This is a genomic window from Pseudomonas sp. SAR267 (genome assembly GCF_052077595.1).
Classification (GTDB): Bacteria; Pseudomonadota; Gammaproteobacteria; order Pseudomonadales; family Pseudomonadaceae; genus Aquipseudomonas; species Aquipseudomonas vlassakiae.
The window spans coordinates 4679169-4696350 of sequence record NZ_JBQIHU010000001.1 but is presented as its reverse complement, the minus strand read 5'-3'; the positions used below and the strand labels follow the sequence as shown (position 1 = coordinate 4696350).

Sequence of the window (17182 nt, the reverse complement as noted above, 5' to 3'; positions counted from 1 at the left end):
GCTTACAGCAGCAGGTCCAGCCGGAAGTAGATGGGTGACTCGTGCTCGGTGATCGCATCCGGGCGTTCGAGTGAATGGGCAAAGGTGACGCTGGCGGCCAGGTGCTGGCCGCGGGCGAACAGCTCCAGGGAATGGCTGGAGACGCGGCCGTGCTGGTCGCCACTGAAGCGGTCGTGGCGAATCACGCCTTGGTCGTAACCGACGCTGGCGCCATACTCGGCGAGCAGCGGGCGCAACCACTCAAGCTGTATCGGGCGGCTCCAGCGCAGGTCGTTGCGCCAATAGCCACCACTGTCACCGGTCAGGAACTGGTCCTTGTAGCCACGCACCGAAGACAGCCCGCCCAGGCTCATGCGCTGCGGGCTGAACAGCGGGTCCTCGCTGCGCTGCCCGGTGAACAGGCTGCTGAAGCTCAGGCGTTCATTCCACAATGCAAACGGCTGCAGGTAGCTGAGGGTGAGGGTGTATTTGCGGTAGCGCGCGTCTGGGTCGCCGGGGGCGTCCGTCTGCCGGGGCTGGGCACCGAAGGCACCGATGCCTTGCTGCATCCCCAGGTCGAGGTTGACGAACGCAGTCCCGATGCGCCGGCCATGGTTGATGCCGAACTGCGCTTCGCTGAGCCGGTTACTGCTGTTCTTCAGGCGGCTGTCTTCGATGAAGTTGTTCGAGCGCAAGTAGGCCAGGCCGGTATTCAATGCGGTCTTCGAAACGCTGTCTCGGTAGATCACCCGCTCGGCGCGAAACTGATGGTTCTGGGTATCACCGGTCTGTTTGAAGGCAAAGTTGTTGGCCATGGCCTGGGAACGGTAGGCGCTCTGGCTGTAGGCATAGTTGAAGTTCCACCAGCCCCAGGGCAGGTTGTAGTTGAGCATCTCGCTGTGGGAGGTGTGCTGATGGTCGCTCACGGCGTCATGGCCACCACGGACCAGCAACTGGTCGGCCAGGCCCAGCGGGCTGTCCCACTCCAGGCCATAACCCCATTGCTGTTCGCCGGTGGCGCGCTGCCCTTCGTTGTTACGTGACAGATTGGCGCGCCAAGGCTTGGCCGGGGTGTTACGTACATCGACGGTGCTGCCGCCTACGGTATTTCCAGGCATCAATTCCATCTTCGCCTGGTTGGACGGCAGGCGGTTGAGCTGATCGACCATCTGCTCGATGTCCCGCAGGTTGAGCCGCTCACCGACCGTGCCAAGAAAGGTCATGGCCAATTCGCGTGCCGAGAGCCCACTGCCATCGCTACTCTTCAGGCTTTCCAGGCGCCCTTCCACTACCTGTACTAGAAGGTGGCGGGTGGTCAGATCCTGTTGCGGCAGGTAGGCACGGCTGGTGACCTGGCCGATTGACAGATACTGATCGGTGATGGCCTTGAGCAAGGCGTTGAGCTGCACAACGCCCAGGCACTGGCCGACCCAAGGCTGTACCAGGCGCTCGCGCTCGGCCTGGGACAGGCTGTCGGCACCTTTGACCTGAATCGTATCGACGGGGAAACAGCGTGAATCAGCGGCCGCCGGCGCGGAGGGCTGCGACGTTTGGCGGCCTGGCAGGTCGCGCAGTTCATCGAGGCGACGCTGCTGCTCTTGCAGCAGACGGTCCTGACGATCGCGAATCAGATCTTGTTCGCCCGGCGTAGCCGCAAAGGTGCTTTCAGCTGCGCACAGCCCCAGGGCCATCAAGCACAACCTCATCGCGAGGTGGTGAAACCGCATGTAACTTCCTTGTATGTGTCATTTTGCCATCATTGATAGCGGATCTTAGGGAGATGGGAAAATGGCGTCAAGAAAATTGCATTCAGCGGTCGTGCCTGGGATAGCAGTGCGCAATACCACGTAACTTACTCAGACTTCTAAGAGTGCCGCCTGGCGTACGACGCCGATACTCTCCAGCTGCCCGGCCACCGTCTCGATCAACTGCGCATCCTGCGGCAGGTCAAAATGGCCACGATCGCTGTTCAGGTGCCGCAGCATCGTGCCGTAGTGAACATCAAGGCTCGCCTGCGCCGTCGCTTCGCGCCCTGCCGCCCACCAGCAGGTCGGCTTCATCCGAGTGACTGGCAAACCCTTCATGGCCATCGCGACCCGGTCCAGCTGCAGCGTGGTACGCACGAAGGCCACCCGCTCGCCAATGGCGAGATCGGCCACCACGGTTGCCGACAAGTTGCCCAGCACCGCCTCCATTGGCTCACTTGACAGCAGCCGCTCATCCTTTTCAGGCCCTTGCCATCCGCTACACAGCGCGCGGCTGGCGTCCTCATCGGCCCCCAGCGACAGCAGCAGGCTCAGCAAGCGCTCATCCCATTGCTGTTGTTGATCGGCCTGTGGCAAGTAGCTGTCCAGGAGCCCGACGAAGGCCACCACCTGCCCCTGGGCCTCCAGCTCGCTGGCCACCTGCAACGCCAAGGCGCCACCCAGCGACCAACCGAGCAGGAAATACGGCCCCTGCGGCTGCACGGCGCGGATGTAATCACAGTAGTCGGCGGCCATGGATTCGACATCCACGTCGACCCAGGCGGCATTGAACAGCATCCGGCACTGGATCCCATGCACCGCCCACTGCGGCTGCAGCCGCCTGGCCAGCGGCAGGTAATCGAACACCGAGCCATGCACGCCGTGCAGGCAGAACAGCGGTGTGGCGCCCTGCGCCGGGGTGTTCAGCAAGAGTACCGGGGCCTGGCTGGCAGCGCTTTGCAGGCGCCCGACCAATTCGCCAATACGCGGCGTGGTCATCAGATCGCGAAGGGTCATGGTGAAGCCGTCCAACGCTGCCAACCGCACCCGGCGCACCAGCTCCATGGCCAGCAGCGAGTTGCCGCCCAGTTCGAAGAAACTGTCATCGAGCCCGACCTCTTCCACTTCCAGCAGCTCACCCCAGAGCTTCGCCAGGCTCACTTCCAGCGGCGTGACCGGCGCCCGATAGTGCTCGGAACGGTCCAGCACCGGGGCTGGCAAGGCATGCCGGTCGAGCTTGCCGTTGGGGTTCAATGGCATGGCCGGCAGCACCAGCAAATGCGCGGGCACCATGTACTCGGGCAAGGCCTGGCGCAGCCGGGCGAGCACCTGGCCACGCAACGCGGCATCCCACTGCATCTCCGGCGCCAGCACCAGGTAGGCCGCCAGGCGCGAACCTCGCCCTTCGCCTGCCACGGCGACCACCGCCTCGCGCACTTCCCCCATGCCCATCAGGCACGATTCCACCTCGCCCAGTTCGATGCGGAAGCCACGCACCTTGACCTGGTGATCGACCCGGCCAAGGTATTCGACCACGCCATCTTGGCGCAGGCGCACCAGGTCGCCGGTTCGATAAAGGCGGCCACCCGGTGGCCCGAACGGGTCGGCGACGAAGCGCTCGGCGGTCAAGCCCGGGCGCTGGTGATAGCCGCGTGCCAGCCCCTCACCGCCGATATACAGCTCGCCGGGCACGCCCGCCGGCAACAGTTGCAGATCGCTGCCCAGCACATAGGCCGAGCGCGCACCGACCGGAGTGCCCACCGGCATGTACTGCGCATCGAAGCTGCTGTCCAGGTGGGCCGCCCACAGCAGCGGCGTAATCACGGTCTCGGTCGGGCCATAGCCATTGATGATGCGCGGCGGGCGCAACACCTGCTGGATTTGCTGGAAGGTGGCGCGGCTGGTGCCTTCCCCGCCCACGGTGTAGGAACGGATGGGCAAGCCTGCCCCATCATCGCCCAGATGCTCGGCCAATTGCTGCAGGTAGCTTGGGGTGAAGCAGGTGATGGTGATGCCATGCTCGGCAATCTCGCGTGCGCTGCGCTCGACATCCCAGGCATCGTTGTCGCGTAGCATCAGCATCGAACCGGAAACCAGCGGCACCAGCCAGCGCTCGTGGGCGCCGTCGAAGTTGATCGAGGCAAACTGCAGCTCGCGATCTTCAGGCGTCATGCCGTAGCGTTCGGCAATCGCCAGGCAGTGCATGGCCAGCGGGCCATGGGTGACCGCCACCCCCTTTGGCCGGCCGGTAGAGCCAGAGGTGTAGATCAGATAGGCCAGGTTGTCCGCTGCCACCGGGAAGTGGGCATCGTGCGCGGGGTAGCCTTGCAATTCGGCGCCATCAGCGCTCACCGACAAGACCTCGACGCCCGCCGGTAGCGGCAATTCGGCCAGCAGATGTGGCTGGACCAGCACCAGGGCAACGCCGCTGTCCTCGAGCATGTAGCGTAACCGCTCATGCGGGTGGGTCGGGTCCAGCGGCACATAGGCACCGCCCGCCTTGAGCACGGCCAGCAACCCGACCAGCATTTCGACGGAGCGCTCCAGCGCGATCCCCACGCGCACTTCCGGGCCTACGCCCGCTTCATGCAGGCGCGCCGCCAGCCGGTTGGCCCACTGGTTGAGCTGCTGGTAGTCAAGCTGCCTGCCTGCCACGATCAGGGCCGGGGCGGTCGGGCGCAGTTGGGCCTGTTGCTGGATCAGGCTATGCACGGTGCGCGTTTCGGCCGGCTGGCCGAGGCCTGGATTCAAGGCCACAAGCTGCCAATGGCGCTCGTCTTCGCTGAGCATGCACAACTCGGCGATCGGCTTGGCGGGCTCGGTGCTCATGCGCCGCAACAGGTTCTGCCAGTGCGCGAACATCTTCTCGGCGGTAGCGGTATCGAACAGGTCGGTGGCGTAGCTGAGGCTGGCACTGAGCTGGCCGCCATGCTCCTGGGTGTCCAGCGCCAGGTCGAACTTGGCCTGTGAGGTCGGTGCCGGCAGTAGGCTCAGCGACAGGCCGGCAAGCGCCGTGGCGCCCAGGCCATCGCCCATCACCTGGTGGTTGAACATGACCTGGAACAACGGGTTGTGGCTGAGGTCGCGGTGCGCCACCAGGCTATCGACCAGCGCTTCGAACGGCAGGTCCTGGTTGGACTGGGCGGCAAGCAAGGTGGTGCGGGTGTGCTGCAGTAACTGCGCGGTGCTCAGGTCATCTTCAAGCCGGCCGCGCAACACCAGGGTGTTGACGAAGAAGCCGGTCAGGGGCTCCACCTCCGGCCGGTTGCGCCCCGCCGACGGCATGCCTAAGCACACATCGCTCTGGCCGCTGTAGCGGCGCAGCAGCAGCTGAAACGACGCCAGCAGCACCATCGACAATGTGCAGCCGTGCGCCTGTGCCAGGGCCACCAGGCGTTGGCGCAACGGCGCGTCCAGCGTGCCGGTCACTGCCTGGCCACGCTGGCTGGGTACGCCCGGACGTGGCCGGTCGGTGGGCAGCTCCAGCACCGCAGGGGCATTGTTCAGCTGCTCGGTCCAGTAGGACAGCTGACGCGGCCCCTCGCCCGCCTCAAGCAGTTGGCGCTGCCAGGCGGCGAAGTCGGCGTACTGGATGGCCAATGCCGGGAGCCTGGCCTCGCGACCTTCGCAGGCAGCCTGATAGAGCTGGATCAGTTCGGCGATCATGACCTGCATTGACCAGCCATCGGAGACGATGTGGTGCTGGGTGATGACCAGCACCCGGTCCGCCGCACCGATTTCCAGCAGCAGCACCCGCAGCAACGGGCCACGCTGCAGGTCGAAGGGGCGCACCACTTCACGACTCACTGCCTCGGCAATGGCCAGGTCGTCGGCACCCGGCAAGGCCACGCGCTCGATGGCCACCGGGCCTGCTGGGTGGATTCGCTGCAGGGGCTCACCTGTACCTGCCTCGAAGGTAGTGCGCAGCGGCGGGTGCCGCGCCACCAGGGCATCGAAGCTGCTCTGCAACGCGGCAAGGTTCAGCGTGCCTTGCAGGCGCAGCGCTGCCGGCATGTTGTAGGCGGCACTCTGCGGGTCCAACTGCCAGAGGAACCACTGACGCTGCTGGGCATGGGAAAGGCGCGGCACTTCGCCTTCAGCCATTGGCACGATGGGCAACCGGCCCGGATCGACGCCTTTCTCCAGCAGGCGCTTGAACAGGGCCACGCGCTTGTCGTGGTTCAGCCCGCTGATCCGCTGGACCAGCTCATTGCCCTGTTGGGTCCCTTGCTTAAGCATCAAATGCCTCCAGTTCGTCCAAGGCGTCAAAAATGGCGTCGTAGTCTTGTTCAGCCGGGCTCGCGTTACGCGTCACCAGGGCGGCCAGGGCAGCGAGGTCGTCGGCGAGGTAGGCGTCCTGAATCGGCAATTCCACGGAAAACTCGGTCTTGAGTCGGGACACCAGGCGCACCAGCAGCAGCGAGTGCCCGCCCAGTTCGAAGAAGTTGTCAGTGAGGCCGACCCGCTCGACCTGCAGCACCTCCTGCCAGATCGCGGCCAGGCGTTGCTCCAGTTCGTTCTGCGGCGCCACGTACTCGCGCCGCGACTGGCCCAGCTCCGGTTTCGGCAGGGCCTTGCGGTCGAGCTTGCCGTTGGGCGACAACGGCATCTGTTCGAGCAAAACCCACTGCGCTGGCACCATGTAGTCCGGTAGTACAGCGGCCAGATGTGCCTTGATCGCCGCCAGGCTGTCGGCCTGCTCAGCTACCAGATACGCCACCAGCTGACCTTCGCCGGCTACCACCACGGCTTCGCGTACCGCCTCCAGCTCTTGCAGGCGGGCTTCGATCTCGCCCAGTTCGATGCGCAGGCCGCGGATCTTCACCTGGTGGTCGATGCGCCCGGCATACTCGATCACGCCATCTTCGCGCTGGCGTGCCAGGTCGCCGGTGCGGTACAGCCGCAGGCCTGCGCCGAACGGGCTGGTGACGAAGCGCTCGGCGGTCAGCGATGGGCGACGGTGGTAGCCACGGGCCAGGCCGATGCCGCCCAGGTACAGCTCGCCGGTCACGCCGGGGCTGACCGGGTTCAGTTCGCCGTCCAGCACGTAGGTCTGCAGGTTGGCGATCGGCTGACCGATCGGCACCGCATCCTTGCCTTCCTCGACGCAGGTCCAGTGGGTGACGTCGATGGCCGCTTCGGTCGGGCCGTACAGGTTGTACAGACCGCTCTGCGGCAGCAGCGCCAGGGTCTGGCGTTGCAGTTCCACCGGCAGTGCTTCGCCGGAGCAGATGATGCGTTGCAGCGAAGTGCAGCGGGCGGCGTTTTCGTCGCCGACGAAGGCTTGCAGCATCGACGGCACGAAGTGCAGCGTGCTGATCCGTTCGCGGGTGATCAGCTCGGCCAGGCGCGCCGGGTCGCGGTGGTCACCAGGCAGCGCCATGACCAAGCGTGCGCCTTCCATCAGCGGCCAGAAGAACTCCCACACCGAGACGTCGAAGCTGAATGGCGTTTTCTGCAGCACGCTGTCAGTGGCCGTGAGCTGATAGGCCTCCTGCATCCAGGCCAGGCGGTTGTGCAAGGCGATATGGCGGTTGCCGGCGCCCTTCGGCTTGCCGGTGGAGCCGGAGGTGTAGATGACGTAGGCCAGGTTTTCCGGGTGCAGTGCCACCTCCGGGTTGTGCGCGCCCAGCGCGTCCCAGGCTTCGGCTCGGTCCAGATCGAGCACCGCCAGCCCGGCCGGGATCGGCAGGCCATCGCGCAGGTGCGACTGGGTCAGCAGCAAAGTGATGCCGCTGTCTTCGAACATGTAGGCGAGGCGGTCCTGCGGGTATTCCGGGTCCAGCGGCACATAGGCGCCACCGGCCTTGAGGATCGCCAGCAGGCCGACGACCATTTCCACCGAGCGCTCGGCGGCGATGCCCACCAGCACGTCCGGGCCGACACCCTGACCGCGCAGATACTGCGCCAGGCGGTTGGCCTCGGCATTGAGTTCGGCATAGCTCAAGGTGCGGTCGGCGAAGGTCAGTGCCGGCGCTTGCGGTTGGCGGGCGGCTTGCTGTTCGAACAGCTGGTGTACATAAGGCGTGCCCGGGTAGTCCCGTGCCGTGTCATTCCAACCCTTCACGATTCGCGAATGAGCCTCTGCGTCGACCAGCCCGAAGCTGCCCAGCAAGGCGTGCGGCGCATTGGCGAAGCCTTGCAGCAAGTGGCGCAGCTCGGCCGCTATTTGCTGCACCTGCGCATCGCCTAAGACCTGGCGCTGGTAGGCGAAGGTCAGCTGCATCTGATCCCGCGCTTCGGCAATCAGGGTCAGCGGGTAGCCGCTGTATTCCTGATAGTCCAGGCCAGACAGACGCAACCCGGCACTGCTGTCGGACAGGCTCTGGGCCAGCGGGTAGTTCTCGAACACCAGCAGGCTGTCGAACAACGCCTCGCCATGGCGCCCGGCCGCTGCCTGGATGGCGTAAAGCGGCAGGTACTCGTACTCGCGCAGGCGCAGGTTGAGCGCCTGCACTTCACGCACCCAGTCGGCGACCGGCATCTGCCCTTGCGGCTCGGCGGCCACCGGCAGGGTGTTGATGAACAGGCCCAGTTGCTGCTCGATCCCCGGCAACTCCGCCGGGCGCCCGGACACGGTGGCGCCGAAGCACGGCCGCCGCTGGCCGGTGCGGCGCTGCAACAGCAGTGCCCAGGCAGCCTGCAGCACGCTGTTGAGGGTGACTTGCTGAGCCTGCGCAAAGTGCTTCAGTGCCTGGCTCAAGGCCTCGCCCAGCTCCAGCACTACGGCGCCCTGCCCGGCTTCACTGGCATCGCGTGTGCCGCCGAGCAGTGTCGGGCCGTCCAGGTCGAGCAGTTGGGCTTTCCAGAACGCATCGGCAGCGGCGCGATCCTGCTGCTGCAACCAGCCGAGGTAGTTGCTGCGGGTGGCCTGCGCCAGCGCGGCAGGCTGCCCCGAATAAGCCTGCATCACGGCGGCAAAGAGCAACGAATTGCTCCAGCCGTCCATCAGGATGTGGTGGCTGGTGTAGATCAGGTGATGGCGCTGCGGCCCGGTGCGCACCAGTACCAGGCGCAGCAGCGGCGCCTGGCCAAGGTCGAAGGCACGAGCCTGCTCGGCCTGCGCCAGCGCTTCCAGGCGGGCGCCGATATCGGCCTCGCCAGCCCAGTCGAAGCGTTCGACCGGCAGCTGGACGTGGCGCAGAACCACTTGGCGTGGCGCTTCCAGGCCCTGCTCCCAGGCAAACCCGGCACGCAGCGATTCGTGCTGGTCCAGCGCCTGCTGCCAGGCCTGGATGAAGCGCTCGGAATCAAGCTCGTCGAGGTCCAGACGCAGGCGGTTGACGTAGCTGCTGGCTTGGCCGTCGTACAGGCTGTGGAACAGCATGCCTTCCTGCATCGGTGCCAGCGGGTAGATGTTCTCGACCTGGCGCAGGTCGACCGGCAACGCATCAAGCTGCGCCTGGGTCAGGCCAGCCAGCGGGAAGTCAGCCGGGGTGGCGCCGCCGGCCTGGCGGTCGAGGCAGTGGGCGACCAGCGCGGCCAGCTCACCGGCGTAGTCATCGGCCAGGCTGGCGATCACCGGCTCGTCGAACATCGCCTGGCTGAAGGTGAAGCCCAGCTCCAGTTCGCCGCCCAGCACCTGGCCGTTGACGCTCAGCCAGTTGCCCAATGGCGCATCGGCCGCCTGGGTAGCGCCAACGCTTTCCAGGGCGGGCGCGAACAGCCGGTCTTCGCCGAAGCCCTGGTCGAACTGGCCGAGGTAGTTGAAGGTCACCCGCGCTTGCGGCAGCGCTTGCAACGCCGCCTGCTGCGCCGGGCTGCCGAGGTAACGCAGCACGCCATGGCCGATGCCGCGCCCGGGCACGCCACGCAATTGTTCCTTGATGGCCTTGAGCGAACCGCTCAGGTCGTCGGTCGGGGTCAGCGCCACCGGGAACAGGCTGGTGAACCAACCCACGGTGCGGCTCAGGTCCACGCCGTCGAACAGGTCCTCACGGCCGTGACCTTCCAGCTGGACCAGCGCACTGCCCTGCCCGGTCCAGCGGCACAGCACCCGCGCCAGGGCAGTCAGCAGCAGGTCGTTGACCTGTGTGCGATAGGCGGCTGGAGCCTGCTGCAGCAGGCTCTGCGTGGTGTCGGCATCCAGCCGGCAGCGCACGGTGCGTGCGTGACGCACCTGCAGCCCGGCGTCGCGGCGTGCTGCCGGCAGGTCGCCGGTCTGCCCCGCGAGAGTCACTTGCCAGTAGGCCAGCTCTGCATCACGGGCAGGCGCCTGGGCCCAGCCCACCAAGCGCTCGGCCCAGGCCTTGAATGCCATGCCCTTCTCCGCCAGTGCGGGTGTGCGCCCGGCCAACAGGGCGACGCAGGCCTGCTCCAGGTCTTCCAGCAGCACCCGCCAGGACACACCGTCGACCACGAGGTGATGAATCACCAGCAGCAGGCGCTGCCCACCGTCGGCAAGGTCGCACAGCACGGCGCGCAGCAGCGGCCCCTGGACGAGATCGAGACTGCCCTGCGCCTCTTCGGCGATGGCCAGCAGCTGCGCGGCATCGGCCGCCTGGCGGTGCCAGAGCAGCCCACCAGGCGCGCCGGTGCGGTGCTCGGCATGCCAGCTGCCGTCCACCTTGCTGAAGGCCAGGCGCAGTGCGTCGTGCTGGTTGACCAGCAACGCCAGGGCCTGTTCGACGATGCTCGCCGTCAGCGCCTGGCGTGGCTGCAGCATGACCGCCTGGTTGTAATGCCCAGGCTGATCCAGGCCCAGCTCGAAGAAGCGCGCCTGCACCGGCAGCAGCGGCATGCCACCACTGACCTGCGCAACAGCGGCAGGCTTGGCCGCTGCAGTAATCACCTTGGCGACCTGGGCCAGCTGGGCGATGGTCTGCTTCTCGAACAGCTGGCGCGGGCTCAGCCTGATGCCCTGGCGCTTGGCCCGGGCGATGATCTGCAGGCTGAGGATGGAGTCACCGCCGAGTTCGAAGAAGTTGTCTTCGACGCCGATGTCGTCACGCTTGAGCACCGCTTGCCAGATGGCCAGAAGTTGCTCTTCCAGCGGTGTGATGGCGGCGACATGGCGCTTGAGCTGCACCTGCGGCTGCGGCAGGGCGCGGCGGTCCAGCTTGCCGTTGGCGGTCAGCGGCAGGCGCCCCAGCAACAGCAGATGGGCCGGTACCAGGTAGTCCGGCAGCAGCGCCTGCAACTGCTCGCGCAGGGCCTCGACGCTCAGCTGAGGTGTGCCCGGCACACACCAGCCGACCAGTTGCAGCTGCGCGGCGTCATCCCCTTGCGGGACGGCCAGCACCACGGCGTCATGCACGCCCGCCAGGCCACGCAGCACGCGGCCGACCTCTCCTGGCTCGACACGATAGCCACGGATCTTCACCTGATCGTCGGCACGCCCGAGGAAGTGCAGCAAGCCCGCGCTGTCGCGACGCACGCGGTCACCGCTGCGGTACAGGCGCGTGCCCGGCGCGCCAAACGGGTCGGGCACGAAACGCTCGGCGGTCAGAGCCGCCTGGCCCAGGTAGCCTTGCGCCAGGCTGTCGCCGCCAATGTACAGCTCGCCAGCGACCCGCGCCGGCACCCCGTTGAGCACATCGTCCAGCACCCGCACGCTGGCCCCCGGCAGCACAGTGCCCAACGGCACCGCCTGGGTCACTGCACCTTGCAGCTCATGGGTCAGTACACCGACCGTGGTTTCGCTGGGGCCGTAATGGTTGATGAAGCGGCAGCCTGGCTTGAGCTCGCGCACTTTCTGGTACAACGCTGGTGAGCAGGCCTCGCCACCGACGATCAGCGCATGTTCGGGCAACACGTCGCCAGCATTGGCCGCCTGCAGCAAGCCGTTAAGGTGGCTGGGGACGATCTTCAGCACGCCGATGCGCTGCTCGGCCATGTAGGCGGCGAAGGCATCCGGGTCGAAGCCCAGCGTCTCTGGCAACACATGCAGCGTGCGCCCGGAGCACAGGGCGCCGAACACTACCGTGTGACCAAGGTCGGCGGCGATGGTGGAGACCAGCGCCATGCTCGCGTCCGTGGCCAGATCCAGGCGTTGCAGCAGGCCGTCGACATAGCTGGCCAGCGCGCCATGGCTGACCACCACCCCCTTCGGTTGGCCGGTGGAGCCGGAAGTGTGGATCACGTAGGCTGGCGCACCTGCCAGTGTCCCGGTTTCTGGCGCATCACCCGGCAGCGAGGCCCAGCGCTCTGGCGCATAGGGCTGTACCTGGCAACCAGACGCTGCCAACGCCTGCTGACGCAGTTCAGCAGCATCACACAGCAGTACCTGCGCGCCGCTGCGCTGCAGCATGCCTTGCAGGCGTTCGGCCGGCGCCTTGATGTCCAGCGGCAGGTACACGCCACCGGCCTTGAGAACGCCCAACAGGCACACCAGCCAGTCCAGCGAGCGCTCCATCAGCACCGCGACCGGTGCTCCCGTGGCGACCCCCAGGTCGCGCAGCTGATGGGCCAGGCGATTGGCTTGGCTGTCCAGTTCGGCATGGCTGAGCTGCTGCCCCGCACACGCGGCCGCGATGCCTTCGGGCTGGCGGCGCACCTGCTCGTCCCAACGCTGCAGAACCAGGGCCGGCTGCTCACGGTGGCTGGCAACCTCTGCGACAGGCGCCTTGACCAGGGTATGCAGCGGCGTGTCTGGCGCAGTCAGCAACGTGTCGAACAGCTCACGCAACGCAGCGATGAACCCTTCGATGGTGGAACGCTGGTAGAGATCGCTGGCATAGGTCATCTCGCCGTGCACCAGGCTGCCGTCGTCGGTGATGTCCAGGGCAAGGTCGAAGTGGGTGCCTTCCTTGCGCAGCGGATACTCGCTGACGGCCAGCCCTGGCAGTTGCAGCGCGGTCTGCTTCTGCACGCCGACGTTCTGGTTGAACTTGGCCTGGAACAACGGGTTGTGGCCAAGACTGCGCTCGGGCGCGAGCACTTCCACCAACTGCTCGAAGGGCAGCTCCTGATTGGCCTGGGCGGCCAAGTTCGCTTCGCGCACCTGCACCAGCAGTTCACTCAGCGACAGGCGCTCGTCGACCACGCAGCGCAACACTTGGGTGTTGACGAAGAAGCCGATCAGCCCTTCCACCTCTTCGCGCCCGCGGTTGGCGTTGGGCACGCCGATGCGGATGTCGCGCTGGCCGGAATGGCGCGAGAGGAACACGGCGTAACCGGTCAGCATCAGCATGAACAGCGTCACCCCCTGCGCCCGGGCTGCGTCGCGCAGGCGCTGTGACAGCGGCCCGCCGAAATCGAACTTGAGCGTCTCGCCCTGCAGGCTCTGCACCGGCGGGCGTGGGAAATCGGCCGCCACGTCGAGCAGCTGGTGTTCGTCGCCCAGCTGCTCGCGCCAGTGCTGCAACTGCCGCTCGCCCTCGCCCGCTTCCAACCAGCGACGCTGCCACACGGCATAGTCGGCATACTGCAACGGCAGCGCTGGCAAGCCCTGGGCGCCGCCCTGGTAGCACTGGACGAATTCGCGGACCATCACGTCCATCGACCAACCGTCGCAAACGATGTGATGCATGCACACCACCAGCACGTGTTCATCCTGGCCCAGGCGGAACAGGCTGGCCCGCAGCAGCGGGCCATTGAGCAGGTCGAACGGGCGACCGACTTCGTCTTCCACCTGGCGGGCCAGCTCGGCCTCGTCGGCCGTGCCGAGGTCGACATGTCGCAGGGCCAGGGGCTCGGCCGCGAGCACCCGTTGCAGCGGCTGTTCACCATCGACCTGGAACACGGTGCGCAGCGCTTCGTGGCGCTCGATCAGAGCGTCGAAGGCGCCCTGCAAACGGCTCTGGTCCAGCTCTCCCTCCAGACGCAGGCCGGCCGCCATGTTGTAGGCCGCGCTCTGCGGATCGAGCTGCCAGAGGAACAGCAGGCGCTGCTGGGCGTAGGACAGTGGAATGGCCTCAAGGCCATGGCGGCTGACCGGGACCGGCAGCAGGCCGAAGTCCTTGCCATCCTGGCGCAGCCTGGCGAGGAACTGGCGGCGTTGTTCGAGCGGCAACCCGATGAACTTCTCGGCGATACGCAGCGTCGTGTTGCGGGTCATGCTCAAACCTCCTCCAGTGAATTCATGAACGCTTCCATGTCAGCCCAGTCCTCGTCGGCGCTACCGCCCAGGGTCTCCAGCTCTTCGGCCAGCGCAGCCAGGTGTGGGCGTTCGAACAGGCTGCGCATGGGCAGCGCGACGCCCAGTTCGGACTTGATCCGGGCAATGACCTGGGCTGCCAGCAGCGAATGCCCGCCCAGGTCGAAGAAACTGTCGTCGAGGCCGACGCGGGGCACCTGCAAGACTTCCATCCAGATTGCCGCCAGGCGTTGCTGCGGCTCGCTGACTGGCGCACGGAAGCCGGCCTGCAACTGGCTCGGGTCTGGCGCGGGCAGGGCCTTGCGGTCGAGTTTGCCGCTAGGGGTCAGCGGCAGGCGGTCCAGCAGCACCAGATGCGACGGCACCATGTAGTCCGGCAGCGTCGCACGCAGGCCTTGGCGGATCGCCTGGCGCTGTGCCTCGGCATCGCTGCCGTCGGCGTCGGTGACCGCATAGGCCACCAGCTGCCGCCCACCTGCCATGTCCAGGGCCAGCACCGCCGCTTCGCGAACGCCGGGGCATTGCTGCAGGCGCATCTCGATCTCGCCAAGCTCGATACGGAAGCCGCGCACCTTCACCTGATCATCGACCCGGCCGATGTACTCGATGGCGCCATTGGCGTCGAAACGGGCACGGTCGCCCGTGCGGTACAAGCGTGTGCCGGGCATGTCGGGGTCGGGCAGGAAGCGTTCGGCGCTGAGTGCGGGCTGGCCGTGGTAACCGCGCGCCAGGCCCGGGCCACCGATATACAGCTCGCCAATGGCGCCAACCGGTACGGGCTGCATCTCGCCGTCGAGGATGCACAGGCGCCGGCCGGCCAGCCCCTGGCCGATGGGGATACCGCGCCAGGACACATCCCGCGAGGTAAGCGCCGTGCAGTCGTGGATGCTGGACACTACCGTGGCCTCGGTCGGGCCATAGGTATTGAGCAGGCGCACACCGGCCAGGCCGGCGCGGCGCCACAGGTCGAGCCCGTCCACCGCCATGGCTTCGCCGCCAACATGCACTTGGCGCAATGCGGCAAATGCCGGTGGCGTGTCGCGCGCGTAGTCCTGCACCAGCATGTGCCAGTAGGCAGCCGGCAGGTCGGCGACAGTGATGCCGTGCTGTTGCAGTGCGTGCAGGAAGCGGGTGCTGTCCCACAGGTGGCGGTCGCGCAGCACCACACAGGCACCGACGCACAGCGGTGGGTAGAACTGCTCGACGAAACCGTCGAAGCTGCAGGTGGCGAACTGCAGCACGCGATCATCGGCGGTCAGGCGCGAATAGTCGCTGGCCAGTTCGCAGAACTCGGCCAGCGCGCCGTGACTGATGGCGACGCCCTTGGGACGGCCGGTGGAGCCGGAGGTGTAGATCACATAGGCCAGGTTGCCCGGCTGCAGTGATACCTGTGGTGCATGCTCAGGTTGCTCGCCCTGTGCCTGGTCCAGGCACAGAACCTCGATACCCTCAGCCACTGGCAATTGGCTCAGCAGGGTCGATTGGGTCAACAGCAGACGCAGGCCGCTGTCGGCGAACATCTGGGCGATGCGTTCGCCGGGCGCTTGCGGGTCCAGCGGGACATAAGCACCGCCGGCCTTGAGCACCGCCAGCAGGGCAACCCCCATGTCCAGCGAACGCTCAAGCGCCACACCGACCAGTACCTCGGGGCCGACACCCGCCCGCACCAGGCACTGGGCCAGGCGGTTGCTGCGACGCTCCAGCTCGGCATAGCTCAGGCTGGCGCCCTGCCCTTCGCCAGCCAGCACCAGCGCGACCGCCTCGGGCGTACGCGCTGCCTGGGCCTGAAAGCGCTGGTGGGCCAACGCCGCTGCCTGAGGTGCAGGTGCTCGCAGTGCCCAAGCCTGCAGTTGGCGGGATTCAGCCGCATCGAGCAATTCCAGCTCGCCGATTCGACATTGCGGGTTGGCCAGCACGCTGCGCAGCAGGTTGCGCCAGTGGCCGGCCATGCGCTCGACGGTGGCGGCATCGAACAGATCCGTGGCGTAGGTGAAGGCCGCCAGCAGGCGTTCGCCTTCCTCGCGGGTTTCCAGCATCAGGTCGCTGGCAGCGGCATGGCTGCGGGCGCCGGCCACGCTCTGTTCGGCGTCCAGATGCGCCAGTTGCAAGCCGCAACCCAGGCGCATGCCCTGGATGTCGGTGACCAGCGGCTGATGGTTGTACATGACCTGGAACAACGCGTTGTGGCTCTGGCTGCGGTTGGGCTGCAGCGCCTCCAGTAGCGCATCGAATGGCAGCTCCTGGTGGGCCTGGGCGCCGAGGGCAGTCTGACGCAGCGCTGTCAGTAGCTGCTCGAACGTCTGCTGCCCATCCAGCTGACTGCGCAGCACCTGGGTATTGACGAAGAAGCCGATCAGTCCCTCGACCTCACCGCGGTTGCGGTTGGCGATCAGGCCTCCGACGCGGATATCACCCTGCCCGCTGTAGCGGTACAACAGGGTTTTGAAGGCTGCCAGCAGCACCACGAACAAGGTCGTACCCTGACGTTGGGCCAGCGCCTTCAGGCCGCTGCGCAGCTCGGCGTCGATGGCGAATTCAAGGCGCGCACCGGCATGGCTCGGCTGTGCCGGGCGTGGCCGGTCGGTGGGCAATTCCAGGGGTTCATGCTCCTCGCCCAGCTGAGCTCGCCAGTAGTCGAGCTGACGGGCCTGCTCACCGGCTTCCATCCAGCTGCGCTGCCACAGGGCGTAGTCACGGTAATGCACGGCCAGCGCCGGTAATTGGGCCTGGTTTCCGGCGCTGCGGGCGTCCAGGCAGCGCATGAACTCGTCGATCAGGATGTTCATCGACCAGCCGTCGGCAATGATGTGGTGCATGGTCAGCAGCAGCACATGTTCATCCGCAGCCAGTTGCAGCAGCGCGGCTCGCAGCAGCGGGCCTTGTCGCAAGTCGAACGGCTGGCCGGCTTCGCGGGCGACTTCTTCACGGGTTCGCTGCAGGCGCTGATCCGCATCAAGGGCGGACAGGTCGACATGGCGGACCTGCACCTGCGCACCGTCACCGACACGCTGCAACACCTGCCCGTCAACTTCCTCGAAGGTGGTACGCAGGCACTCGTGGCGCTGCACCAGGTCGGCAAAGGCCAGGTCAAGCGCCTGATGATCAAGCCTGCCGAGCAGGCGCACGGCCCCTGGCAGGTTGTAGGCAGCGCTGCCCGGCTCCAGCTGCCAGAGGAACCACATGCGCTGCTGGGCATAGGAGAGCTGGTCGCGGCCGGCGATGCCGCTGCAGTCGGGGATGGGGTAGCTGGTGAAATCGACCTGCTCGTCGCGCAGGGCGGCGAAGAAGACACGGCGTTTTTCCAGCGGCAGTTCAATGAAGCGGCGCGCCAGCTTCAGGGATTGATCGAGGGTGCTCATAGGTCGTCCGAACCGGTGATGGGAGCCGCCCTGGGCTCCGCGATACCTGTTGAACGAATGAT

General features: G+C 66.6%; 4 protein-coding genes. All 4 read right to left on the bottom strand.

Going from position 1 to position 17182, the window contains the following annotated elements; translation table 11 throughout:
* Positions 1-2 precede the first annotated feature (2 nt).
* Positions 3-1706 (bottom strand): ShlB/FhaC/HecB family hemolysin secretion/activation protein, encoded by a 1704-nt coding sequence (locus ACTORR_RS22100; protein WP_409521014.1) that lies wholly within the window; start codon positions 1704-1706, stop codon positions 3-5.
* A gap of 129 nt (positions 1707-1835) precedes the next feature.
* Positions 1836-5963: an amino acid adenylation domain-containing protein gene (locus ACTORR_RS22095; protein WP_441343895.1), complete on the bottom strand. Its 4128-nt coding sequence runs from the start codon at positions 5961-5963 to the stop codon at positions 1836-1838.
* Positions 5956-13722: a non-ribosomal peptide synthetase gene (locus tag ACTORR_RS22090; protein WP_313364880.1), complete on the bottom strand. Its 7767-nt coding sequence runs from the start codon at positions 13720-13722 to the stop codon at positions 5956-5958. The genes ACTORR_RS22095 and ACTORR_RS22090 overlap by 8 nt, the downstream gene beginning before the upstream one ends.
* 2 nt (positions 13723-13724) lie before the next feature.
* Positions 13725-17120 carry an amino acid adenylation domain-containing protein gene (locus tag ACTORR_RS22085; protein WP_441343894.1) on the bottom strand — a complete coding sequence of 1132 codons (3396 nt, stop codon included), beginning with the start codon at positions 17118-17120 and terminating at the stop codon, positions 13725-13727.
* Between the last annotated feature and the right edge of the window lie 62 nt (positions 17121-17182).

Excerpts from the sequence above, each read along its gene's own strand:
- ACTORR_RS22100 (WP_409521014.1), bottom strand. The coding sequence starts at position 1,706 with ATGCGGTTTCACCACCTCGCGATGAGGTTGTGCTTGATGGCCCTGGGG.
- ACTORR_RS22095 (WP_441343895.1), bottom strand. The coding sequence starts at position 5,963 with ATGCTTAAGCAAGGGACCCAACAGGGCAATGAGCTGGTCCAGCGGATC.
- ACTORR_RS22090 (WP_313364880.1), bottom strand. The coding sequence starts at position 13,722 with ATGACCCGCAACACGACGCTGCGTATCGCCGAGAAGTTCATCGGGTTG.
- ACTORR_RS22085 (WP_441343894.1), bottom strand. The coding sequence starts at position 17,120 with ATGAGCACCCTCGATCAATCCCTGAAGCTGGCGCGCCGCTTCATTGAA.